Source organism: Agrococcus casei LMG 22410 (assembly GCF_900163565.1).
GTDB lineage: Bacteria > Actinomycetota > Actinomycetes > Actinomycetales > Microbacteriaceae > Agrococcus > Agrococcus casei.
Genome location: NZ_FUHU01000026.1, coordinates 205,271 through 228,168, shown reverse-complemented (window position 1 = coordinate 228,168; position 22,898 = coordinate 205,271). Strand labels below are relative to the sequence as shown.

Here is a 22,898-nt window from a genome sequence, read left to right as displayed (position 1 = left end):
GGGCGTGCAGAGGCACGCAAAGATCCATTCTACTCGATGTCGTCAAGCATGAGGGCGACCACTTCGCGGGCGGCCTCTGCGACATCGGTGTTGACGACGACATGGTCGAATTCGTCCTGGCTCGCGAGCTCGATCCTTGCCGTCGCGAGCCTGCGCTCCTGCTCGGAGGCCGACTCGGTTCCGCGTCCGACGAGACGGTTGACGAGCTCGTGCCAGCTGGGCGGCGCGAGGAAGATGGTGAGGGCATTCGGCATCTGCTCGCGAACATTGCGCGCACCCTGCAGGTCGATCTCGAGCAGCACGCTGTGGCCGGCGGCGAGCTCGCGCTCGACCGCGCTCTTCGGCGTGCCGTAGCGGTAGGCGTTGTGCACCTGCGCCCACTCGAGGAATTCGCCCGCTTCGATCATCTGATCGAACTGCGCCTCCGTGACGAACTCGTAGTGGACGCCGTCGACCTCTCCCGGCCGAATGGTGCGCGTCGTGGTCGAGACAGAGTGGCGAACCTCGGGAAAGTGATCGCGGACATACTGCGCGACCGTGCCCTTGCCGACCGCTGTCGGCCCGGCCAGCACGACGAGACGTGGTTTCATTGCGCCCTCCTTGTTGCTCAACCAGGATCGTAGACGCCTGCGCTGGTTGATGCCGACGCCACGCAGCCTTCTGCGTGACGAGATGCCGAGCTCGTCGAGCGTCTGCGCCGTGCGCAGCGAACCCATGCCGCGCATGGATCCCAGCACCTCGGCGACGAGCAGCGAAGCCGCGTCGCCATCGGGGTCGAGCCAGGCAGACTCGCACAGCTCACGCGCCTTGCGCTCCCCCGCCGCGATCTGCCGCTTCAGCTCTGCCCGGGCTCGCCTGACGCGCACAGCCGCCTCCGAGGCGGTCGACTGCGACGGTGCCGTCACAGGCCCAGCTGACGTCGGTGATCGTCGATCGCGTCCGCCAGGCCGCCAGGGCCTGCCTGCAGCACGCTGCGCGAGACGGATGCAAGCACCGGCGCGTCTGTCGGGTACAGGTCGCCGAGGCGATCGAGGGTGCCGCCCTGCGCTCCGAATCCGGGTGCGAGGATCGGCGTGCGCGAGTCGAGCCGGAGTCCGAACGACTCCCGCTCGATCGTGGCGCCGATGACGAGCCCGAATGATCCCGTTGCGTCGTCTGCGTTGAGCGCCGCGACCTCGTCTGCGATGAGGCTGGCGACGGTGGCGCCGGTCTCGGTCACAGCACGCTGCACGACCGCGGCCTCCGGGTTGCTCGTCGCGCAGAGCAGGAACAGCCCCTTGCCCGCATCGCGAGCAAGCGTGATGACCTCCGAGAGCGATCCGAGGCCCTGGTAGGCGCTGACAGTCAGCGCATCTGCTTCCAGCGGTGAGCCGGGTGAGAGCCATGCCTCTCCGTAGGCCGCCACCGACGTGCCCACATCGCCTCGCTTGGCGTCGGCGATCACGATGAGGCCCGCCTCGCGAGCCGCTGCGAGCACCGATTCGAGCGCCGCGTAGCCCTTCGACCCGTGACGCTCGAAGAATGCGACCTGCGGCTTGATCGCAGCGACGCGTCCGGCCGCGGCCGCGACCGTGGCGAGCCCGAACTCGACGAGTGAAGACGGCGCATCCGTCAGCCCCCATGCCTTCAGGAGGTACGGGTGCGGGTCCACGCCCACGCAGAGGGGGCCGCGCTCGGCGACTCCCGCTGCGAGCAGGTCACCGAAGCGCTGCACTGAGGGACTCGGATCGTGCAGTCGCGTACTCCTGCAGGCTCGTGACGGTGAACGGCTCGCGCGCCGCCTCGATCGCCATGACCGCTGCGCCCAGCTGCGAGATCGTCGTGAAGATCGGCTTGTCGGCACCTGCGGTCGCCGCGCGGATCTCGTAGCCGTCGTGCCGCGACTCGCCCGTTGACGGGGTGTTCACGACCAGATCGACCTCGCCGCGGTGGATCGCACCGACGATCGAATCCTCGAACCCTGCGACCGAGAGCTTCTCGACGACGTCGACCTCGATACCGTTCCTGCGCATGACCTGCGCCGTTCCTGAGGTGGCGAGGATGCGGAACCCGAGCTGCTGCAGGCGGTGCACGGGGATGACAGCAGAGCGCTTGTCGTCGTCCGCCAGCGAGATGAAGGCGGTTCCGCTGGTCGGAAGCCCGCCCGTGGTCGCCTCCTGGCTCTTCGCGAACGCCCTCGGCAGGTTGATGTCGATGCCCATGACCTCGCCGGTCGAGCGCATCTCGGGGCCGAGCAGGCTGTCGACCAGCTTGCCGTCGCGGGTGCGGAACCTGCGGAACGGCAGCACGGCCTCCTTGACTGCGACGGGCGAGTCGTCAGGCACGAATGTTCCGTCCAGCTCGGGCAGGACGCCATCGCGCTTCAGCTGCTCGATCGACCAGCCCGCCATGACCAGGGCGTTCGCCTTGGCGATGGGCATGCCCTGCGCCTTGGCGACGAACGGAATCGTGCGGCTGGCACGAGGGTTCGCCTCGATCACGTAGAGCACGTCGGCCGCGATCGCGAACTGCACGTTGATCGGCCCGACGACGCCGAGTCCGGCTGCGATGCGCTCGGTTGCCTCGCGGATGCGGCTGATCTGCGCGTCGCCGAGTCCGAACGGCGGAAGCGTGCAGCTCGAGTCGCCCGAGTGGATGCCTGCCTCCTCGATGTGCTCGAGGATGCCGCCCACGTAGAGCTCGGTGCCGTCGTAGATCGCGTCGACGTCGATCTCCACTGCGTCGTCAAGGAAGTGGTCGACGAGCACAGGACGATCGGGTCCGATGATGCCGAACTCCGCGATGCGGTCGAAGTAGTCGCGCAGCCCGTCGGTCGTGTAGACGATCTCCATGCCGCGTCCGCCGAGCACGAACGAAGGACGCACGAGCACCGGATAGACGATGGACTCGGCGATGCGAACCGCCTCCTCCTCGCTGGTCGCGGTGCCGTTCTTCGGCGCGAGGAGGCCGTTGTCGTCGAGGATGCGCTGGAAGAGTCCGCGCTCCTCGGCGAGGTCGATCGCGTCGGGGCTCGTGCCGATGATGGGCACGCCCGCCGCTTCGAGTCCGCGCGCCAGCGAGAGGGGCGTCTGGCCGCCGAGCTGCACGATGACGCCGACGAGCTCGCCCGAAGCGCTCTCGGCATGCACGATCTCGAGCACGTCTTCGAGCGTGAGCGGCTCGAAGTACAGGCGGTCGGAGGTGTCGTAGTCGGTCGAGACTGTCTCTGGGTTGCAGTTGACCATGATCGTCTCGATGCCCGCGTCGCGCAGTGCGAACGAAGCGTGCACGCACGAGTAGTCGAACTCGATGCCCTGGCCGATGCGGTTGGGACCCGAGCCGAGGATGATCACCTTGCGGCGGTCGGACGGCTCGACCTCGGTCTCGAAGTCGTAGCTCGAGTAGTGGTACGGCGTGTCGGCCGGGAACTCGCCTGCACAGGTGTCAACGGTCTTGAACACCGGGCGGATGCCCGCGTCCCAGCGCTGCTGGCGCACGGTGTTCTCGTTCGTGCCGCGCAGCTGCGCGATCTGCTCGTCTGAGAAGCCGTGCTCCTTCGCCTCAGCGAGCACGTCGGGCGTCAGCCGCTCAGACGAGCGGACGAACTCTGCGACCTCGTTGATGAGGGCGATCTGGTCGATGAACCAGGGATCCATGCCGGTGGCGTCGAACAGCTCCTCGTTCGTGGCTCCTGCGCGGAGCGCCTGCTGAATGGTGACGATGCGGCCGTCGGTGGGCGTGATGCTCTTCTCGATCAGCTCGGCCTTGTCGCCGGGCTCGCCGAGCCAGTGGAACGTCGACCCGCGCTTCTCGATCGAGCGCAGCGCCTTCTGCAGCGCCTGCGTGTAAGTGCGCCCGATGGCCATGGCCTCGCCGACAGACTTCATGGTGGTGGTGAGCGTCGCATCCGCCGCCGGGAACTTCTCGAACGTGAACCGCGGAACCTTCACGACCACGTAGTCGAGCGTCGGCTCGAAGGATGCAGGCGTCACCTTGGTGATGTCGTTCTGGATCTCGTCGAGTCGATAGCCGAGCGCGAGCTTCGCCGCGATCTTGGCGATCGGGAAGCCGGTGGCCTTCGAAGCGAGCGCGCTGGAGCGCGACACGCGCGGGTTCATCTCGATGACGATGACGCGGCCGGTTGCCGGGTCGATCGCGAACTGGATGTTGCAGCCGCCGGTGTCGACGCCGACGTCGCGGATGATGCGGATGCCGATGTCGCGCAGGTTCTGGAACTCGACATCCGTGAGCGTCAGGGCGGGTGCAACGGTGATCGAGTCTCCGGTGTGGACGCCGACAGGGTCGACGTTCTCGATGGAGCAGATCACCACGGTGTTGTCTGAGGTGTCGCGCATGAGCTCGAGCTCATACTCCTTCCAGCCGAGGATCGACTCCTCGAGCAGGACCTCGTTGGTGGGCGACGAGTAGATGCCGTCGAGCACCATGCGGCGCAGCTCTTCCTCGTCGTGGGCGAATCCCGAGCCGAGCCCGCCCATCGTGAACGAGGGGCGCACCACGATCGGGTAGCCGTACTCGCCGGCGAAGTCGAGCGCGTCTTCGACCTTGTGCGCCATCGCGCTTCGGGCAACATCGGCTCCGGCGTCGAGCACCAGATTCTTGAAGAGCTGGCGGTCCTCGCCGCGCTGGATGGCCTCGACGCGTGCGCCGATGAGCTCGACGCCGTGGCGCTCGAGGATGCCGGCCTCATCGAGGGCGATGGCTGCGTTGAGCGCAGTCTGGCCGCCGAGGGTGGGCAGGATCGCGTCGGGGCGCTCCTTGCGGATGATGGTCTCGATCACATCGGGCGTGATGGGCTCGATGTAGGTCGCATCCGCGAAGTCGGGATCGGTCATGATCGTGGCCGGGTTCGAGTTGACGAGGATGACGCGGACGCCCTCTTCGCGCAGCACGCGGCACGCCTGGGTTCCCGAGTAGTCGAACTCTGCGGCCTGGCCGATGACGATCGGCCCTGAGCCGATGACGAGGACTGACTTGATGTCGTCGCGCTTAGGCATTCGTGGTGCCCTTTCGAATGTTGATGGACTCGCGGAAACGGTCGAACAGGTGCATGGAGTCGTGGGGCCCAGCGGCCGACTCCGGGTGGAACTGCACGCTGAACGCGGGGATGTCGATGGCTTCGAGGCCTTCGACGACCTGATCGTTCAGCGAGTAGTGGCTGACCTTGACGCGGCCGAAGCCGGCCGGGCTGTCGACGACCTCGTCGATGGGCGCGTCGACCGCGAAGCCGTGGTTCTGGCTCGTGATCTCGACGCGACCGGTGGCGGTGTCGAGCACCGGCTGGTTGATGCCTCGGTGGCCGAAGGTCAGCTTGTAGGTGTCGAAGCCGAGCGCTCGGCCGAGCAGCTGGTTGCCGAAGCAGATGCCGAAGTAGGGAATGTCTGCGCGCAGGATCTGCTGCAGCAGCTCGATCTGGCCGGTGCTGGCAGCGGGGTCGCCCGGGCCGTTCGAGTAGAAGACGCCGTCGGGAGCAAGAGCACTCAGCTGCTCGAACGAGGTGTCCTGCGGAAGCACCGTGAGCTCGAAGCCGCGTTCGCGGAGGTACTGGATGGTCGATGACTTGATGCCCAGGTCGAGCACCGCCACGCTGCCGATGCGCTCGCCGATGGCGTCGTAGTGCTCGGGCTCGGTCACCGAGACAGCTTCTGACAGGCTGCGGCCGGCCATCTCGGGCGAGTTCAGCACCTGCGCCAGCATGTCGGCATCGGCCGTCAGCTCGTCGCCGGAGAACACGCCGGCTCGCATCGAGCCCTTGTCGCGAAGGTGCAGCGTGACCGCGCGCGTGTCGACGCGGGAGATGCCCACGATTCCCTCGCGCTCGAGCCTTGCCTCGAGTGTCTCCTCAGAGCGCCAGTTCGAGGTGAAGCGACTCGCCGCACGAACGACGTAGCCTTCTGCCCAGATGCGCTTCGACTCGTCGTCCTCTGCGTTCACGCCGGTGACGCCGATGTGCGGTGCGGTCTGCACGATGATCTGCCCTGCATACGAGGGGTCGGTCAGTGTCTCCTGGTAGCCGGTCATGCCGGTCGAGAACACTGCCTCGCCGAGTGCCCTGCCCCGCTTGCCGTATGCAGTGCCTCTGAAGACGGTGCCGTCTTCGAGGACGAGTGCTGCTTCAGTCAATGTGCTGCTCCTGTTCAGTCAGGCGCTGCATCGCGTGCAGCACCGTTTCGTCATCGCCGATGACGCGGATGTTCGTTGCAAGTTCGTAATCGCCGAGTCGCCAGGCGTACCGGAGGAGGCCTCCCGGCTCGACCGCGCGGTCGATGGTCCAGGTGGCACGCTCGACCGACAGCAGGTCGGTGCGGGGCGTGAACACTGCACGCTCGGGCGTCTCGAGCAGGATGCCCTGCTCGCCGACCAGCAGACGCGACTTCGTGCGAAGGCCGAGGCCGTGCACTGCGATGCGGTCGTACTCGTCGTCGGCCTTGGTCGTGGCGACGTAGAAGACCTCTGCCTCGACCTCTGCGCGGTAGTCGGCAGGAGGTGTCGCAGGGGCCGGGATGCCGTTCTGCGATCTGCGTCGGCTGCGCCAGCCCAGCCACGCGAGCAGCGCAAGCACCGCCACAAAGGCTGCGCAGATGACAGCGAACAGCGGTTCAGTCATGGATCACGAGTCCTTCTCTCACAGTTGCGCGGCCCTCGAAGAGCACGTGTTCGACGGTGCCGGGCAGCTCTACGCCGATGAATGGCGAGTTGGTGCTGCGGCCGGCGAGGTCGTCGGCGCTGAATGTACGCGAGGCCGAGGTGTCGACCAGCGTGATGTTGGCAGGGGCTCCGACCGTGAGCGGCTTGTCGTAGCCGAGGATGCCGCCGATGGCTGCCGGCGCCGAGCTCAGGATTCTGGCGATGTCGGCGACTTCGATGTGACCCGGCTCGACGAGCGAGCGCAGCACCACTGGCAGTGCCGACTCGAGCCCGACCATGCCGAAGGCCGCGTCGCCGAATGACGTGAGCTTCTGCTCAGGGGCGTGCGGTGCGTGGTCGGTCGCGACGATGTCGATCGTGCCGTCAGCAACTGCTTCTCGCAGTGCCTGCACGTCTTCGTCCCGTCGGAGGGGCGGGTTCACCTTGTAGACCGAGTCGTATCCCGAGATGAGCTCTTCTGTCAGCATCAGGTGGTGCGGCGTCACTTCGGCTGTGATCGCAATGCCGCGAGCCTTGGCCCAGCGCAGGACGTCGACGCTGCCCGCGGTTGACACGTGACAGATGTGCACTCGAGAGCCGGTCTGCTCTGCCAGCAGCGCGTCTCTGGCGATGATCGACTCTTCTGCGACAGCGGGCCAGCCTCCGAGTCCGAGCGTGCCGCTGAGTGCCGAATCGTTCATGACCGCGCCCTCCGTGAGGCGGGGCTCCTGTGCGTGCTGAGCGATGACGCCGCCGAAGGGCTTGACGTACTCGAGTGCACGGCGCATCAGCAGCGGGTCGAAGACGCACTTGCCGTCGTCGCTGAACACGCGCACTCGGGCGCGGCTCGCGGCCATCATGCCGATCTCGGCGAGCTCACGGCCGGCGAGGCCGACGGTGACGGCGCCGATGGGCTGCACGTGCACGAGGCCTGCTGCCCGACCTCGATCGGCGACCTGCTCGACGACCGCGACCGTGTCTGCGACCGGTGCTGTGTTTGCCATCGCGAACACTGCGGTGAACCCGCCCTTGGCAGCTGCGGACGAACCGGTGGCGATGGTCTCGGACTGCTCGCCTCCAGGCTCGCGCAGGTGCGTGTGAAGGTCGACGAGGCCGGGAAGGGCGATGAGGCCGTCTGCGTCGATGACAGTGTCGGCTCGTGCCACGCTGCCGACCTCGGCGATGATCCCGTCATCGATCAGGACGTCGGTGCGCTCTGCTCCCAGCAGCTGTGCGCCTCGGATGAGTGTGGTCATGCCTGGTCCTCCCCTGCTACGAGCGCGTAGAGCGCCGCCATGCGAACTGAGACACCGCTGGTGACCTGCTCGAGCACTGCCGACTGCATGGCTTCAGCCGCCTTGCTCGAGATCTCGAGCCCGCGGTTCAACGGTCCCGGGTGCATCAGGACTGTGCTCTCTGGCAGCGCCCTGTGTCGCGCATCCGTCAGAGACCAGCCCAGAATGTAGTCGCCGACCGACGGCACGAATGCGCCCTGCTGCCGTTCGAGCTGCACTCGCAGCATCATCACGGCATCGGGCTGCTGCGCGATGGCTGCGTCGAGGTCGGTGGTGACCTGGGTGTTCCAGGTCTCGACGCCGGTGGGCAGCAGCGTGGGAGGGGCGACGAGCGTGACTTCGGCTCCGAGCGCAGGCAGGAGGAGCGCATTCGAGCGCGCGACACGCGAGTGGGCGATGTCGCCGACGATCGCGATGCGTACGCCGTCGAGCCCCTTGCCGCGGGATGCGGTGCCGTGGATGCGGCGTCGCAGCGCGAACGCGTCGAGCAGGGCCTGCGTCGGATGCTCGTGGGCCCCGTCGCCGGCGTTCAGCACGCGAACCTGGGGGTGCGATGCCGCCAGCCAGTCGGCCGTCAGCGCAGCGGCTCCGGAGTCACCATGGCGGATCACGATGCCGTCGACCCCCATTGCGGCCAGGGTGAGCACCGTGTCGCGCAGGCTCTCGCCCTTTGAGACGCTCGAGCTCGAGCCCGACACGTTGATGACGTCGGCTGAGAGCCACTTGCCCGCGATTTCGAAGGACGAGCGGGTGCGCGTGGAGTTCTCGAAGAACGCGTTGACGACCGTTCTGCCGCGCAGCGCCGGCAGCTTCTTGAGCTGGTGCGACTGCACCTCGTGCATGTCTTCAGCAGAGTCGAGCAGGGCGATCGCCTCGTCGCGGCCGAGCGCGGCGGTGAGCAGGTGCTTCACGAGGCAGGTCCTTGCTCGATTGCCACGTGGTCTTCTCCGTCGGACTCGACCAGCCGAACGCTGATGCGCTCGTCGCGGGAGGACGGCAGGTTCTTTCCGACGAAGTCGGCGCGGATGGGCAGCTCTCGGTGGCCGCGATCGACCAGCACCGCAAGGCGCACAGCGGTCGGGCGCCCGAGATCGGCGAGGGCATCGAGTGCGGCCCTGACCGTGCGCCCTGAGAAGAGGACGTCGTCGACGAGCACGACGGTCTTGCCGTCGACGGTGCCTCCGGGAATCTCTGTCGGCTGGATCGCGCGTGTGGGCTTCGCCCGCAGGTCGTCGCGATGCATCGTGATGTCGAGGGCGCCGACCGGAATGTCGCGACCGGCGATCTCTGCGAGGAGTCGGCCGAGACGGCTGGCGAGAGGGACGCCTCTGCTGGGGATTCCCAGCAGGATCACGTCGTCGGCGCCGCGTTCGGATTCGAGGATCTCATGGGCGATTCGCTTGAGCATGCGCGTGAAATCGTCGGCATGCAGAACGATCTTCGCGTCGACGGATGCGTCTGTCACGAAGCCGCCTCCCTTCTTCGCCTCTCTGGACGAGCTTCAAGGTTGGGTGCTGCGTATTCGAGCTTACACCGGTGAAGCGGCGCTTCGCTCCCCTGTAGTCATCCGGTCAGCATCGATCCGATGCGTGCGATCTGCTCTGCGCCCGTGAGATCCTCCGCCATCAGCGGCAGCGACACCAGCGGAGTGCCGGGGGCTGCGGGCGGCTGATCTGCAAGCGCTGCCTCCTCAAGCGCGCTGCGAGCCTTGAGCAGCGCACCTGATTCGCTGGGCGCGCGGCGATTGACGACGACCCCGGCGAGATCGATGCCGAGCACGTCGAGCTCGGCGACCAGCTCAGCATGCTCGGCCAGCGGGAGCCGCTCGGCGACCGTGACGGCCACGAAGCCTGCAGACCCGTCAGTGATGTCGGTGTGCATCGCGGCGAACCGCTGCCGGCGTCGGTGCAGCATCTGTCGCAGCTCGGACTCCGGCTCATCGCGGTGCCGGCCCGTGACCAGTGATGACATCGCAGCCTGGTACCGCTCAGACTTGTCTCGATTCGCGAGCAGGCGCTCTGTCCAGCCTGTCAGCCGCTCCGGCAGCGAGAGCAGCCTGAGGGTGTGGCCGGTCGGCGCGGTGTCGAACACCACGGTGTCGAATTCCGTGCCGGTGAGCTCTGTCACCGAGGCGATGCGCTCCAGCATCGCTGACTCATGGCTGCCAGGGGCCTGCGCTGCGAGATCGAGATGCTCCCGAGCAGCCTTGTGCATGCGCTCTGGGAGCATGCGATCCATGGTGGCTCGCACAGCGGCGAGATGACGCTCGAGGGTCGCCTGTGGATCGAGCTCGACGCCGTGCAGCTCGCCGCCCTGAGGCTGTGCGAGCAGCACTGGCGAGTCGCCGACGCTGACCCGCCAGAGGTGCCCGAGGCTGTGCGCCGGATCGGTAGAGGCGACCAGCACGCGCCGGCCGCGAGCAGCCAGGGCATGCGCGATGCCCGAGCTGACCGTGGTCTTGCCGACGCCGCCTTTGCCGCCCACATACACCGTGCTCCTGGTTTCGAGCGACGTCAGCAGCATGCGACGTGATCCAGAGGCGAGCGCGGAATCCCCATGCGACGGTGCCACGCATGGAAGTCCTGATACAGGTACGGCATCAGCTCCATCGTGTAGTACGCCGCCGGATCGGGCACGCCGAGGGCCTCGCCCAAGACCACGAGCGTGAACAGATCGTCCTCGTCACGTCGGTCTCGGGCAAGGCTCTGGCGGTATGGTCCCGCGTACGCCTCCTCGAGCGTCTTCACCAGGCGTCGAAGCAAATCAGAGGTCTTCTCTGACTGCGACGAGTCGCTCGTCGGCGTCGGCCGGCTCCGGGTCGTCTCGGCCCGCCTTGCGCATCGCGATGAATGCCTCGACGGCCACCCAGATGCTGCTGACGATGATCACGACGTCCAGCACGAAGAGCAGCCAGTCGGGGTTCGCGGGATCGGCGAACGTGATCAGCTGTTCGAGCGCTGCCCAGAACGACATCACGAACACGAGCACGAGCGGCAGGAGCGCCGGCAGCGGGTTGCGTCGCTTGCGGATGAGCATGATCGCGATGATCGACAGCGTGAGCGATGCGAGCAGCTGGTTGGTCGTGCCGAACAGCGGCCAGATGCGCAGGCCGCCATCGCCGTCGAGCCCCTGCGAGAACGTCAGGCCGAGGCCGACCGCAACCACGATGAGCGTCGCCCAGACCTTGTTGATCTTGAACTTCGCGGCGTCACCGATCTCCTGCACCACGAATCGCAGCAGACGGATTCCGGTGTCCATGGTCGTCGCTGCGAACAGGACGGCCATGGTTGCGAGCACCGTGGCGCTCAAGGATGCGGGAAGTCCGATTCCGTTCTCCATCAGGGCGCCGCCGCCTTCGACGAAGGCATTCACGCCTCCGGCGCCGAAGTTCGCGTAGATCTCCTCCCAGCGGGCGACCGAGCCGATGCCACCTGCGACCGCGAGGATCGTGCCGAGCGAGAGGAGTCCTTCGCCGACAGCGCCGAAGTATCCGACGAACCGCGCATCCGTCTCCTTGTCGAGCTGCTTCGAGCTCGTTCCAGACGAGACCATGCCGTGGAATCCGCTGATGGCACCGCACGCGATCGTCACGAACAGCAGCGGCACCAGTGACGGCGTGCCGGCTGGCACATCGGTGTTCCACATGGGAGCGACCAGTTCGGGCTTCGATGCCGTGAACAGGGCTCCGATCAGCACAGCGCCGTAGAGCAGCGCGAGCCCGACGAAGAGCTGCACGCCGTTGATGTAGTCGCGCGGCTGCAGCAGGATCCAGACGGGAAGCAGCGACGCGATCGCGCCGTAGACAAACAGGGTGATGATCCAGAAGCTCGCCGGTCCGATGCCCAGGAAGTCGTCGGGAAGGATGACGGGAACCTGGTCTCCGAGCACGATGAGCGAGTACAGGGCAACGACGCCGACGACCGTGACAGGGACGAGCGGCCACTTCAGCTTGTACACGGCCACGCCGACGAGCAGCGCGACGCCGATGGCGCCCCACGTCGGGATGACGGAGGACGGCGTTCCGACGAGCAGGCCGGTGATGACGACCGCGAATGCTGCGATCACCATCAGCAGGAGCAGGAAGATCACGACGAGGAAGAGGGCTGCTCCGCGCTTGCCGATGTACCTGGCTGCGAGCGAGCCGATGCTGCGGCCCTTGTTGCGAGTCGATGCCCAGAGGGAGCCGAGGTCGTGCATGCCTGCGAAGAAGACGGTGCCGAACGTGACCCAGAGGAAGGCCGGAAGCCAACCCCAGATGATGGCGACTGCAGGCCCGACGATGGGAGCCGCACCCGCGACCGACGTGAAGTGGTGACCCCACAGGATGAACTTGTTCGTCGGCACGTAGTCGACGCCGTCTTCGAGTTCATGGGCGGGAGTCTTGAAGTCTTCATTGAGTTTGAAGACTCGTCGTGCAAGGAACTTTGAGTACAGGACGTAGCCGAGGATGAGGATCGCAAGGCCGACCAGCATGAGAACAAGGGAGCTCATGGGTGTTCTTCTCCTTTTTCGGAGCGCCGCGTCATTGCAGTGCTACGAAAAAAGATATCAGCGTTCGGCTAGCTCGTCGTCTACCGCGGCGTCGGTGTCGGGCTTGGACGCGATCTTCGAGAGGACGCCCTGCACGAACTTCGGCGAGCCTTCGGCCGAGAGCTCTTCTGCGATGTGGGCGGCCTCGCTGATGGCGACTGCTGCCGGCACGTCGTCCTTGTGCAGCAGCTCGAAGGTCGCGACCCGGAGGATGGCGAGGTCGGTGCGGCTCATCCGAGAGATGCGCCACTTGTCGCTCGCACCGTCGATGACGGCATCGAGCTCGTGGTCGTGGTCGGCGACCCCGATAACCAGCTCCTGCGCGAACGGATGCCACGGATGGTCGCGCCAGCCGGCTTCGCGGGCCGTCGCACCGAACAGCACGACAGGATCGTCATCGCGAACGAGTGCCGCATAGACGACCTCGACGGCATGCTTGCGCGCCTTGCGGCGCGAAGGGTACTTCTCGGCTGCCACTAGTCGTTCACGCGTCCGAGGTAATCGCCCGTGCGCGTGTCGACCTTGACCTTCGTGCCCTGGTCGACGAAGAGCGGAACCTGGATCTCAGCTCCGGTCTCGACCGTTGCGTTCTTTGTTCCGGCGTTCGAGCGGTCGCCCTGGAGGCCCGGCTCGGTGTACGTGATCTCGAGCACGACCGAAGGTGGCAGGTCGATCTGCAGCGCTTCGCCGTCGTGCATGGAGATGGTCGCGGTGCCGTTCTCGAGCAGGAACCTCGAAGCGTCTCCGACGACGTCGGCGCTGATCTGCAGCTGCTCGAAGGTGTCGTTGTCCATGAAGAAGAAGTCAGTGCCGTCGTTGTAGAGGTACTGGTAGTCACGACGGTCGACGGTCTCGAAGTCGATCTTGGTGCCCGCGTTGAATGTGCGGTCGACGACCTTCTGCGTGCGAAGGTTGCGCAGCTTGCTGCGCACGAAGGCCCCGCCCTTGCCGGGCTTCACGTGCTGGAACTCGATGACGCTCCAGAGCTGTCCGTCGATGGAGAGGACTGAGCCGTTCTTGATGTCGTTGGTCGTTGCCATGAGAATCCGTTCGATTTCTTTCAGGTGGGCCAGTGGATGATTCTACTCGCTGTCGCGCAGCAGCTCTGCCGCTATGCGGTAGCCCGCGATGCCGAAGCCGGCGATGACACCCGTGGCGACGCCCGAGATGACCGAAGTGTGCCGGAACGACTCGCGCGCATGCGGGTTGCTCAGGTGCAGCTCGATCAGCGGCGCCACGCCTTGCAGCATGGCGCACGCATCGCGGAGGCCATAGGAGTAGTGCGTGAACGCCGCGGGGTTGAGCACGACGGGAGTGCGCTCGTCGACCGCTGCGTGAATCCAGCGGATCAGCTCGGCCTCGTCGTCGGTCTGGCGGACCTCTGCCTCGACGCCCGCGACGCCATTGAGCAGCGTCTGGACGTCAGCGAGTGTGGCTGAGCCGTAGATCTCCGGCTCGCGAGAGCCGAGGCGGCCCAGGTTGGGGCCGTTCAGTACGAGGATGCGCATGGCAAGACCCTAGTCTTCTTCGCCGTCGGCGAGCGACTGGTAGGCGGTCAGCAGCATGGCCTGGTCGGGACCCTCGAGGATGCGCGGCTTGCCGATGCCGTCGAGCACGACGAAGCGCAGCATCGCGCCGCGTGCCTTCTTGTCGCGACGCATCGTCGCCATCAGCGTCTTCCAGCGGTTGATGGGGTACGTCATCGGCAGCTGCAGGCTCGACAGGATCGCTCGGTGGCGGTCGACGACAGCATCGTCGAGTCGGCCGGCGAGGCGCCCGAGCTCGGCCGCGAAGACCATGCCGATTGCGATCGCGGCGCCATGACGCCACTGGTACCGCTCACTGTGCTCGATGGCGTGACCGAGGGTGTGGCCGTAATTGAGGTGCTCGCGGCGGCCCTGCTCGCGCGTGTCTTCTGCGACGACCTCTGCCTTGACGGTGATCGCGCGGGCGATCGCCTCGCGGAACTGCTCGGTGCTCGGATCAGTTGTGGCCTCGAGGTCGGTCTCGAGCAGCTCGAGGATGCGCTCGTCTGCGATGAAGCCGCATTTGGCGACCTCAGCGAATCCCGTGAGGATCTCCTTTCGCGGAAGCGTGTCTGACAGCGCCAGGTCGACGATCACGCGCTTCGGCTGGTGGAACGAGCCGACCAGGTTCTTGCCCTGCTCGGTGTTGATTCCGGTCTTTCCGCCGACTGCCGCATCGACCATCCCGAGCACTGTCGTCGGCACCTGCACGACGCTGACTCCGCGCAGCCACGTCGCCGCCACGAACCCGGCCAGGTCGGTGACTGCGCCGCCGCCGAGGCCCAGCACGGCGTCGGTGCGGGTGAAGTCTGCCTGCCCCATGATCTGCCACAGGAACTGCGCCACCTCGATGCGCTTCGCGTCTTCGGCGTCTGGCACTTCGGCGAGGAACAGCTGCAGCTCGGGCGTCTCGATCTGACGCTTGAGCTCTTCGGCGACGGCCGTCAGGGAAGGCTGGTGCACGACGAGCACCTGCCGGGCGCCCTCGAGCGCCGCGTTCGCCTGGGCCACCAGGATCTCACGCCCGATGACCACCTCATAGGGCTCACTGGTGTTCACTGTGATGACGGTCTGCTCAGTCAATCCGGCTGCTCCTGTCTGCTGTGGGTTCTCCGTGGGCGACCCGGTGCTCGTGTTCGAGCACCCAGGCCGCGACTTCTTCTGCGATGTGTGCGATCGGTCGGCGCGAGGTGTCGGCTTCGACATGCGCCAGCTGGCGGTAGATCGGCTCTCGGTCGGCTGCGATGCGACGCCATGCGCTGACGCCTCCCTCTGCGAGGAGGGGCCGCCGGTCATTGTCGATTCTGGCAGCGACCGCTGACTCTGTCACGGTGACCAGCACGACTGTCGCGTCAGCGAGCAGTGCGCGAGTGGCCTCATTGAGCACCGCTCCTCCCCCGAGCGCCACGATGTGGCCCGGCAGCAGGCTCTTCGCCACCTGCTCGTGCTCGAGCTGGCGGAACACAGCCTCGCCCTGCTGCTCGAAGATGGCCGGGATCGGCCCGTGCTCCGCCGTGACCCGGCGGTCGGTGTCGACGAAGTCGCGCGAGAGGATCTTGGCGAGGCGCCGGCCGACGGAGCTCTTGCCCGCCGCCATCGGGCCGATGAGCGCCACGGGAGGCGGCAGCACAGCGGATGGGGTCGACGGGTCGGCTGTCATGCCTCGACGTTCTGCGTCACCAGGTGCTCGTCGATGCCGTCCAGGTACGCCTTCAGGTTGCGCTTGGTCTCGGTCACGGAGTCGCCTCCGAACTTCTCGAGCACTGCGTCGGCGAGCACGAGCGCCGTCATGGCCTCTGCGACGACGCCCGCAGCGGGAACCGCACTGATGTCGCTGCGCTGGTGGTGTGCGCCTGCTGCCTCGCCGGTCGCGACGTCAACCGTGCGAAGCGATCGGGGGACCGTCGAGATGGGCTTCATGGCCGCACGCACCCGCACGACCTGGCCGTTGGTCATGCCGCCTTCGATGCCGCCGGCGCGGTTCGTCTCGCGGACGATGGCGCTGTCTGACGCGAGGATCTCGTCGTGCGCGACGCTGCCGCGGCGGGTCGCCGTCTCGAAGCCGTCGCCGACTTCCACGCCCTTGATCGCCTGCACGCTCATGAGCGCGCCCGCCAGCCTGGCGTCGAGCCTGCGGTCCCAGTGCACGTAGCTGCCGAGCCCGGGAGGAAGCCCGTAGGCGAGCACCTCGACGACGCCGCCGAGCGTGTCTCCGTCGCCCTTCGCTGCTTCGACTTCGGCGAGCATGGCCGCGCTGCCGTCGGCGTCGAAGCTGCGCACCGGATCAGCATCGAGTGCCGCGACATCGGAAGGCGTGGGGATCGCGGCTCCGCGGGAGACTGATGCGCCGCCCATCGCGACGGTGTGCGAGACGAGGCGGATGCCGAGCTCGCTGAGGAACGACCTGGCCACGGCTCCGAGCGCCACTCGTGCGGCGGTCTCGCGGGCGGATGCGCGCTCGAGAACAGGACGCGCCTCGGCGAATCCGTACTTCTGCATGCCCGTCAGGTCGGCGTGGCCCGGGCGAGGACGCGTGAGCTTGGCAGCACGCGCGCCGGTCGGCTCGTGCTCTGGAGGCGCAGCGCCCATGACCTCCATCCACTTCGGCCACTCGGTGTTGCCGATGCGGATCGCAAGCGGTGAGCCGATCGTGACGCCGTGCACGACACCCGCGGAGAGGGTGAGCGCGTCCTTCTCGAACTTCATGCGTGCGCCGCGGCCCGCGCCGAGCTTGCGACGCTCGAGGTCTTCTTGAATCTGTTCGACCGTGAGCGGCACTCCGGCGGGGAGTCCCTCGAGGGTGGCAATGAGTTCAGGGCCGTGTGATTCCCCGGCAGTGATCCAACGAAGCATGCCTCCTATCTTCTCACTGATTCGAAGACAGGATTGCTACGCGAGACCGATCGACGCGCGCATCGCCTCGTAGACCCGTGCCTCGTTCGGCAGCTCGCGGTCGGGGGCGCCGCCGACGAAGATCTTCACCTGCGTCAGCGCCTGGGCTGCCAGCATCTCGAGACCGCTGATCACGCGGTCCTCGTGGTCGAAGTCGTAGCGCGATGCCCCGCGGGCGTAGTCGGCGTCGAGGATGGCTCCTGGGCGCACGAGCGTCGGCGTGACCGCGGCCGACGACGGCAGCGTCGAGACCACGGCGTCGGGGCGCTCGACCGGCGCATCGAGATCATCTATGAGCAGCTCTACGCCGAGCTCGTCTGCGATCGGCCGAAGCGACTCCCCCTTGGCGACGGTTCTCAGACGCACCTCGACAGCCGTGGCGCCCATCCGTGCAAGCGCGACGAGGGCGCTCGCCGCGGTCGATCCGCCACCGATCACCGCAGCGCGGCGCACCGTCGTGACCCTGCGGGTGCCGAACGCGCGCACGATGCCGTCGACGTCGGTGTTGAAGCCCCGCCTCGACTTGAGCAGCAGGGTGTTGACGGCTCCGGTGAGGCGCGCGTCGTCGTCGAGCTCGCGGGCGTACTGGTGCGCTTCTTCTTTGAGCGGGGCTGTGACCGACAGCCCGCGCCAGCGCGCGTCGAGCGACTGCACGTGGTCTGCGAACGAGCCCCGTTCGACCTGCTCGGCGGTGTACTCCCACCGCAGGCCGAGCACGCCGAACGCGGCCTTCTGCAAAAACGGAGACTTCGAGTGGGCGATCGGGCTTCCGACGACTCCGAGTCTCATGATCCCCAGCTGGGGTTCTCGGCCAGCCACTCCTGGAAGCGGGCGACGGCCTGCTCGTGCTCTTCGTAGGTCTCGGAGAACACTGTCTCGCCCGTCTCGGGATTGACCGTGACGAAGAAGAGCCAGTCGCCGTCTGCGGGGTTGATCGCAGCGTCGAGCGCGGTGTCTCCGGGGGCTCCGATCGGACCGACCGGCAGACCGTGGTGCGCGTAGGTGTTGTAGGGATTGCTCGTGTCGGCACGCTCTTCTGGCGTCGTCGTCACGACGTGCATGTGGCCCGTGCCGTACGCCACGGTCGCGTCGGACTGCAGCTTCATGTCGATCTCGAGCCGGTTGAAGAAGACCCGGGCCATCTGGTCGAAGTCCTCGGCGGTGCGGCCCTCGCGCTGCACGAGCGCGGCCATGGTGAGCACCTCCTGCGCCTCGTCGCCGGTGACGCCGCGATCTTCGAGAGCCTGGTGCATGCGATTGACGAGCGTCACGAGGATGCTCTCGGCAGAAGACTCGGTGGGGTCGAACTCGTAGGTGGCCGGGAACATCCAGCCCTCGAGCGAGATGGCCCACTCGGGCAGATGCTCTGCCTGCACCGACTCGGCCGCAGACTCGAACTCCTCGACGCTGAACCCGGTTGCAGCCGACAGCTCGTCGAACACCTGCGTGATCACCCAGCCCTCGGGAATCGTGATGCGCCAGAGCTGTGCCGCGCCGGGTGCGACGAGTGCGTCGATCGCAGCCTGTGCGCTCATCTGGGTCTTCAGCTCGTAGGTGCCGGGCTGGAAGGTGATGCTGGAGTCGGCGACGAGGATGTCGACCATGGCCTCCTGCGACGCGATGACATCGTTCTCGAACAGGATGCCCGCGATGTCGGTGCCGGTCGCGCCCTCTGGAATCGAAACGCTGATGGGATCTGCTCCTGTGCCCTCGTAGTCAGCCGGCGCTCGCATGTCTTCGAAGATCGGAGGCAGCACGACGGCGGCCCCGATGACGATGCCGACCACAGCCAGCAGCCCGATGACCAGCCCGATCAGGCCTCGGCGCTTGCGCTGCGGGGCCACGTATGTCGATCTCTTCGCTTCTTCGGTGCGTGCCATGGCTGCTCCTCAGTCGTTCAGGGGGTTGCGTCAGCTGCGGGTCGTTCGACGATGCTGCCGGGGACATTGCCGGATGCGCGCTCGGCGTCCAGCGCGTGCTGCAGGATCACGACCGCGGCGGCCTGGTCGATGACCGATCGCTGGTTGACGGCTTTGCGACCGCTTGCGCGCATGGCGCTCTGGGCCGAAACGGTGCTCAGCCGCTCGTCGACGAGGCGCACGTCGCGCTCCCCCGAGGCGAGCAGCGCTGCGAAGTCGCGCGCATCCTGCGTGCTCGGGGTGTCGTTGCCGCTCAACGAGATCGGCAGGCCGACCACGAGCTCGACCGTCTGGTGCTCTTCGGCCAGCTCGAGCACTCGTCGAACGGCTGCCTCGGTGTCGTTGCCGCGCTGCACGGTCTCGACCGGCATCGCGAGCATGCCGTCTGCATCGCTGCGTGCGACACCGACGCGAGCCTTGCCCACGTCGACGCCGAGTCGAGCTCCGCGTCGCACTAGGCGCGTGCCTCTCGCACGCTCGCGACGACGCTGGCAAGCGCATCCTTGACCTTCGAGGGGTCAGAGCCGCCGCCCTGAGCCATGTCGGGCTTGCCGCCGCCTCCGCCGCCGAGCACGCCCGCGGCGCCCTTCGCCAGCGGTCCGGCCTGCACTCCGATGTCGCGTGCCGCCTGGTTCGTTCCGACGACGACCATCGGCTTGTCGCCGATCGCGGCCGCGATGGCCACGACGGCAGCCGTCTCACCGAGAGCATTGCGCACCTGGGCGACCAGCGAGCGGAGGTCGTCGACCGAGCCGGCGCCTCCTGCGTCGAAGGATGCGACGGAGACGTCGCCGACGCGCTCCGCTGCCGATGCGATCTCAGGCACACGCTGCGTGAGCTTTGCCGCCTCGAACTCCTGCACTCGCTTCTGAGCGCGCTTGAGCTCTTCTGTCAGCTCCTGGATGCGCGGCACCAGCAGGTGCCGGGGCGTGTTCAGGTTCTCGGTCAGCTCGCTGACGAGCGCGCGCTCTGCGGCGAGCTGCCGGAAGGCGCTGGGGCCGACGAAGGCCTCGACGCGGCGCGCGGTGGCTGAGACGCTCGACTCGCCTGTGATCGAGATGAGCCCGATCTTCGACGACGAGTCGACGTGGATGCCGCCGCAGAGCTCGCGCGACCACGGGCCGCCGATGTCGACCATGCGCACGACATCGCCGTACTTCTCGCCGAACAGGGCCGTTGCGCCGAGCGCCTTCGCCTCGTCGGTAGGCATCGTGCGCGTGACGACGTCGAGGTCAGCGCTCACAGCCTGGTTCGCGACGTCCTCGAGCTCGGAGCGAGTCTCCTGCGAGAGGGCGCCCTGCCACGCGAAGTCCAGGCGCATATAGCCGGCCTTGTTGTACGAGCCCGACTGGCTGGCGTCGCTGCCGAGCAGCTGGTGCAGTGCTGCGTGCACGACGTGCGTGGCCGAGTGCGCCTGTGCGGCGCCGAAGCGGTACACCGGATCGACTTCGGTGCGGAGCGTCTCGCCCACGGCGATCTGCCCATCCGACACGCGAACGGTGTGGCTCACGAGTCCCTGGATCGGACGCTGCACGTCGAGCACTTCGGCGGATCCGGAGGGCCCGACGATCGTGCCGTGGTCGCTGTCCTGTCCGCCGGCCTCGGCGTAGAGGGCTGTCGCGGTCAGAATCAGCTCGACCTGCTGGCCAACAGAGGCAGACTGCACCTGCTGGCCGTCGGCGATGATGCCGATGACCTCTCCGTCGGCTTCGAGCTCGTCGTAGCCGAGGAACGTCGTTTCGCCGAGGGCGCGCATGCTCGAGTAGACCGACAGGTCTGCGAGCTGACCACGCTTGGCCTTGGCGTCTTCTCGGGCGCGCTGGCGCTGCTCCGACATGAGCGAGTCGAACGCGGTGCGGTCGACGCTGAGGCCGGACTCCTCTGCGATCTCGAGGGTGAGGTCGATCGGAAAGCCGTAGGTGTCATGCAGCAGGAAGGCGGTGTCGCCGCCGAGCTGCTTCGAGTCGCCCGAGCTCACCTTGGAGATCGCGACGTCGAGCACGGTCGAGCCCGACTCGAGCGTCTTCAGGAACGAGGCCTCTTCTGCAACCGCGGTGCGCTCGATCGTCTTGTAGCGCTCGCCGAGCTCGGGGTAGCTCGTCTGCATCGCGTCGCGGGAGGCGGCGAACAGCGGCTCGAAGGTCGGCTCGGCGACGCCCATGAGGCGCATCTGGCGGATCGCGCGGCGCATGAGGCGTCGCAGGATGTACCCGCGGCCCTCGTTGCCAGGGGCCACGCCGTCGCCGATGAGCATGAGCGACGAGCGGACGTGATCGGCGACGATTCGCATGCGCACGTCGTCTTCTGCGTTCGCGCCGTAGCGCCGGCCTGAGAGCTCTGCTGCGAGGTCGAGCACAGGACGAACCTGGTCGATCTCGTACATGTTCTGGACGCCCTGCTTGAGGAACGCGATGCGCTCGAGTCCCATGCCGGTGTCGATGTTCTTGTTCGGCAGCTCGCCGACGATCGTGAACTCGGTGTTCGAGCGCACGTCTTTGATCTCGTCCTGCATGAAGACGAGGTTCCAGATCTCGACGTATCGGTCGCTGCCTGTCGCAGGGCCGCCATCTGGGCCGTACTCGGGCCCGAGGTCGAAGAAGATCTCGGAGTCGGGGCCTGCGGGGCCGGGCTGGCCGGTCATCCAGTAGTTGTCTTCGAGTCCGAGACGCTGGATGCGGTCAGCTGGCAGCTCGGCAACCTCGCGCCAGAGGCGCTCTGCCTCGTCGTCGGTCTGGTAGACCGTCACCCAGAGGTCCTTCGGGTCGAAGCCGTAGAAGCCGTCTGACTCAGAGCCGGTCAGCAGCTCCCATGCGTACTGGATCGCCTCGCGCTTGAAGTAGTCGCCGAACGACCAGTTGCCCGCCATCTGAAAGAACGTGCCGTGCCTGGGGGTCTTGCCGACCTCTTCGATGTCGTTCGTGCGAATGCACTTCTGCACGCTGGTGGCGCGTGACCACGGCGCAGGCACTCGTCCCGACAGATAGGGAATGAACGGAACCATCCCGGCGATGGTGAACATGATCGCGGGGTCATCGCTCACGAGCGATGCTGAGGGCACCACCGTGTGGTCAGTGCGCTCGAAGTGCGCGAGGAAGCGACGCTGGATCTCTGCAGTCTGCAATGTGGTCCTCTGTTGAGAAGTCGGATGTGCGGCGGCAGCGGCTGCGATCAGCTGTCGCGGAGCTCGGTGTCGCGGGAGTTGTAGCCGTCTTTCACAGCCTGCGAGAAGTCGCCGAGACGGGCTTCGAAGTCTTCGATTGCCGACTTGCCCTCGGGTGTCAGCTGGATGAGGCGGTAGGCGGCCACGCCTGCGGCGACGCCGAGTGCGAGCAGGAAGATGTTCTTCACGGAAGGTGCTCCTCGTCAGTGATGGATTCAGTGCGCGACACCGTGAGCGCTGCGCAGATGTTCAGTCTAGCGATCGAGGGCCCCCGCAGAAGCGGAGGCCCTCGAACTCGCTGTGAGAACTAGCGTGCTGCGTAGTACTCGACGACGAGCTGCACGTCACAGGTGACGGGCACCTCGGCGCGCTTGGGGCGACGCACGAGGCGAGCCTGCAGCTTGTCGAGTTCGACCTCGAGGTACTTGGGCACGTCGGGCAGAACCTGAGCGTGTGCACCTGCTGCTGCGACCTGGAAGGGCTCCATGCCCTCTGAGCGCTCGTGCACGTGGATCAGCTGACCCTCCTTGACACGGAACGAGGGGCGGTCGACGCGCTGGCCGTTCACCATGATGTGGCGGTGCACGACGAGCTGGCGAGCCTGCGCCATCGTGCGGGCGAAGCCTGCGCGAAGGACGAGTGCGTCGAGACGCATCTCGAGCAGCTCGACCAGGTTCTCACCGGTCAGGCCGGGCTGACGACGAGCCTCGTTGAACTGGATGCGAAGCTGGGCCTCGCGGATGCCGTACTGGGCGCGAAGACGCTGCTTCTCGCGCAGACGGACGGCGTAGTCGCTGTCTGCCTTGCGCTTAGTGCGTCCGTGCTGGCCGGGGCCATAGGGGCGCTTCTCCATGTAACGGGCTGCCTTGGGGGTCAGCGCGACGCCGAGAGCGCGCGACAGGCGCACCTTGGCACGCGTGCGTGACTTGCTGGACATATAACTTCCTCTGCT

General features: G+C 66.9%; 23 protein-coding genes. All 23 read right to left on the bottom strand.

The genetic code is table 11. The annotated features are described in order from the left end of the window. Positions 1-29 precede the first annotated feature (29 nt). Complete coding sequence (gmk, locus tag CZ674_RS06060) at positions 30-905, bottom strand: guanylate kinase (RefSeq protein WP_086991627.1); 876 nt, start codon at positions 903-905, stop codon at positions 30-32. Further along, positions 902-1,714: an orotidine-5'-phosphate decarboxylase gene (pyrF, locus tag CZ674_RS06055; protein ID WP_086991626.1), complete on the bottom strand. Its 813-nt coding sequence runs from the start codon at positions 1,712-1,714 to the stop codon at positions 902-904. The genes gmk and pyrF overlap by 4 nt, the downstream gene beginning before the upstream one ends. Beyond that, positions 1,698-4,994 carry a carbamoyl-phosphate synthase large subunit gene (gene carB, locus CZ674_RS06050; protein WP_086991625.1) on the bottom strand — a complete coding sequence of 1,099 codons (3,297 nt, stop codon included), beginning with the start codon at positions 4,992-4,994 and terminating at the stop codon, positions 1,698-1,700. Before carB ends, pyrF begins: the two co-directional genes overlap by 17 nt. Continuing rightward, positions 4,987-6,120 carry a glutamine-hydrolyzing carbamoyl-phosphate synthase small subunit gene (gene carA / locus CZ674_RS06045; RefSeq protein ID WP_234988459.1) on the bottom strand — a complete coding sequence of 378 codons (1,134 nt, stop codon included), beginning with the start codon at positions 6,118-6,120 and terminating at the stop codon, positions 4,987-4,989. The genes carB and carA overlap by 8 nt, the downstream gene beginning before the upstream one ends. Further along, on the bottom strand, positions 6,113-6,604 hold the full coding sequence (locus CZ674_RS06040; protein ID WP_086991623.1) for a PH-like domain-containing protein: 492 nt from the start codon (positions 6,602-6,604) through the stop codon (positions 6,113-6,115). The genes carA and CZ674_RS06040 overlap by 8 nt, the downstream gene beginning before the upstream one ends. Beyond that, positions 6,597-7,880: a dihydroorotase gene (locus tag CZ674_RS06035; RefSeq protein WP_086991622.1), complete on the bottom strand. Its 1,284-nt coding sequence runs from the start codon at positions 7,878-7,880 to the stop codon at positions 6,597-6,599. The genes CZ674_RS06040 and CZ674_RS06035 overlap by 8 nt, the downstream gene beginning before the upstream one ends. Continuing rightward, positions 7,877-8,830, bottom strand: a complete 954-nt coding sequence (locus CZ674_RS06030; protein ID WP_086991621.1) for an aspartate carbamoyltransferase catalytic subunit — start codon at positions 8,828-8,830, stop codon at positions 7,877-7,879. The genes CZ674_RS06035 and CZ674_RS06030 overlap by 4 nt, the downstream gene beginning before the upstream one ends. Beyond that, positions 8,827-9,384, bottom strand: a complete 558-nt coding sequence (gene pyrR, locus CZ674_RS06025; protein ID WP_086991620.1) for a bifunctional pyr operon transcriptional regulator/uracil phosphoribosyltransferase PyrR — start codon at positions 9,382-9,384, stop codon at positions 8,827-8,829. Before pyrR ends, CZ674_RS06030 begins: the two co-directional genes overlap by 4 nt. Before the next feature lie 98 nt (positions 9,385-9,482). After that, positions 9,483-10,442, bottom strand: a complete 960-nt coding sequence (locus CZ674_RS06020) for an ArsA family ATPase (RefSeq protein WP_086991619.1) — start codon at positions 10,440-10,442, stop codon at positions 9,483-9,485. Further along, the gene (locus CZ674_RS06015; RefSeq protein WP_086991618.1) at positions 10,433-10,681 is read right to left on the bottom strand and encodes a cory-CC-star protein; all 249 of its coding nucleotides are present in this window, start codon (positions 10,679-10,681) and stop codon (positions 10,433-10,435) included. The genes CZ674_RS06020 and CZ674_RS06015 overlap by 10 nt, the downstream gene beginning before the upstream one ends. Before the next feature lies 1 nt (position 10,682). Next, positions 10,683-12,410 (bottom strand): carbon starvation CstA family protein, encoded by a 1,728-nt coding sequence (locus CZ674_RS06010; RefSeq protein WP_086991617.1) that lies wholly within the window; start codon positions 12,408-12,410, stop codon positions 10,683-10,685. 57 nt (positions 12,411-12,467) lie between these two features. Next, on the bottom strand, positions 12,468-12,926 hold the full coding sequence (gene nusB / locus CZ674_RS06005; protein WP_086991616.1) for a transcription antitermination factor NusB: 459 nt from the start codon (positions 12,924-12,926) through the stop codon (positions 12,468-12,470). After that, positions 12,926-13,489, bottom strand: coding sequence for an elongation factor P (gene efp / locus CZ674_RS06000; RefSeq protein WP_086991615.1), 564 nt, complete (start codon positions 13,487-13,489; stop codon positions 12,926-12,928). Before efp ends, nusB begins: the two co-directional genes overlap by 1 nt. A gap of 42 nt (positions 13,490-13,531) precedes the next feature. Then, a complete protein-coding gene (locus CZ674_RS05995) occupies positions 13,532-13,957 on the bottom strand; it encodes a type II 3-dehydroquinate dehydratase (protein WP_086991614.1) in 426 nt (141 codons plus the stop codon). Between the two features lie 9 nt (positions 13,958-13,966). Beyond that, on the bottom strand, positions 13,967-15,058 hold the full coding sequence (gene aroB / locus CZ674_RS05990) for a 3-dehydroquinate synthase (protein WP_086991613.1): 1,092 nt from the start codon (positions 15,056-15,058) through the stop codon (positions 13,967-13,969). After that, positions 15,051-15,635, bottom strand: coding sequence for a shikimate kinase (locus CZ674_RS05985; protein ID WP_086991612.1), 585 nt, complete (start codon positions 15,633-15,635; stop codon positions 15,051-15,053). Before CZ674_RS05985 ends, aroB begins: the two co-directional genes overlap by 8 nt. Beyond that, a complete protein-coding gene (gene aroC, locus CZ674_RS05980) occupies positions 15,632-16,828 on the bottom strand; it encodes a chorismate synthase (RefSeq protein WP_086991611.1) in 1,197 nt (398 codons plus the stop codon). Before aroC ends, CZ674_RS05985 begins: the two co-directional genes overlap by 4 nt. A gap of 36 nt (positions 16,829-16,864) precedes the next feature. After that, positions 16,865-17,656: a shikimate dehydrogenase family protein gene (locus CZ674_RS05975; protein WP_086991610.1), complete on the bottom strand. Its 792-nt coding sequence runs from the start codon at positions 17,654-17,656 to the stop codon at positions 16,865-16,867. Further along, a complete protein-coding gene (mltG, locus tag CZ674_RS05970; protein ID WP_086991609.1) occupies positions 17,653-18,747 on the bottom strand; it encodes an endolytic transglycosylase MltG in 1,095 nt (364 codons plus the stop codon). The genes CZ674_RS05975 and mltG overlap by 4 nt, the downstream gene beginning before the upstream one ends. 17 nt (positions 18,748-18,764) lie before the next feature. Next, a complete protein-coding gene (ruvX, locus tag CZ674_RS05965) occupies positions 18,765-19,241 on the bottom strand; it encodes a Holliday junction resolvase RuvX (protein ID WP_086991608.1) in 477 nt (158 codons plus the stop codon). Next, positions 19,241-21,907 carry an alanine--tRNA ligase gene (gene alaS, locus CZ674_RS05960; protein ID WP_086991607.1) on the bottom strand — a complete coding sequence of 889 codons (2,667 nt, stop codon included), beginning with the start codon at positions 21,905-21,907 and terminating at the stop codon, positions 19,241-19,243. Before alaS ends, ruvX begins: the two co-directional genes overlap by 1 nt. Before the next feature lie 47 nt (positions 21,908-21,954). After that, positions 21,955-22,134, bottom strand: coding sequence for a hypothetical protein (locus CZ674_RS05955; protein WP_086991606.1), 180 nt, complete (start codon positions 22,132-22,134; stop codon positions 21,955-21,957). A gap of 119 nt (positions 22,135-22,253) precedes the next feature. Next, entirely contained in the window at positions 22,254-22,883 is a 630-nt protein-coding gene (gene rpsD / locus CZ674_RS05950) for a 30S ribosomal protein S4 (protein WP_086991605.1), read from the bottom strand. Between the last annotated feature and the right edge of the window lie 15 nt (positions 22,884-22,898).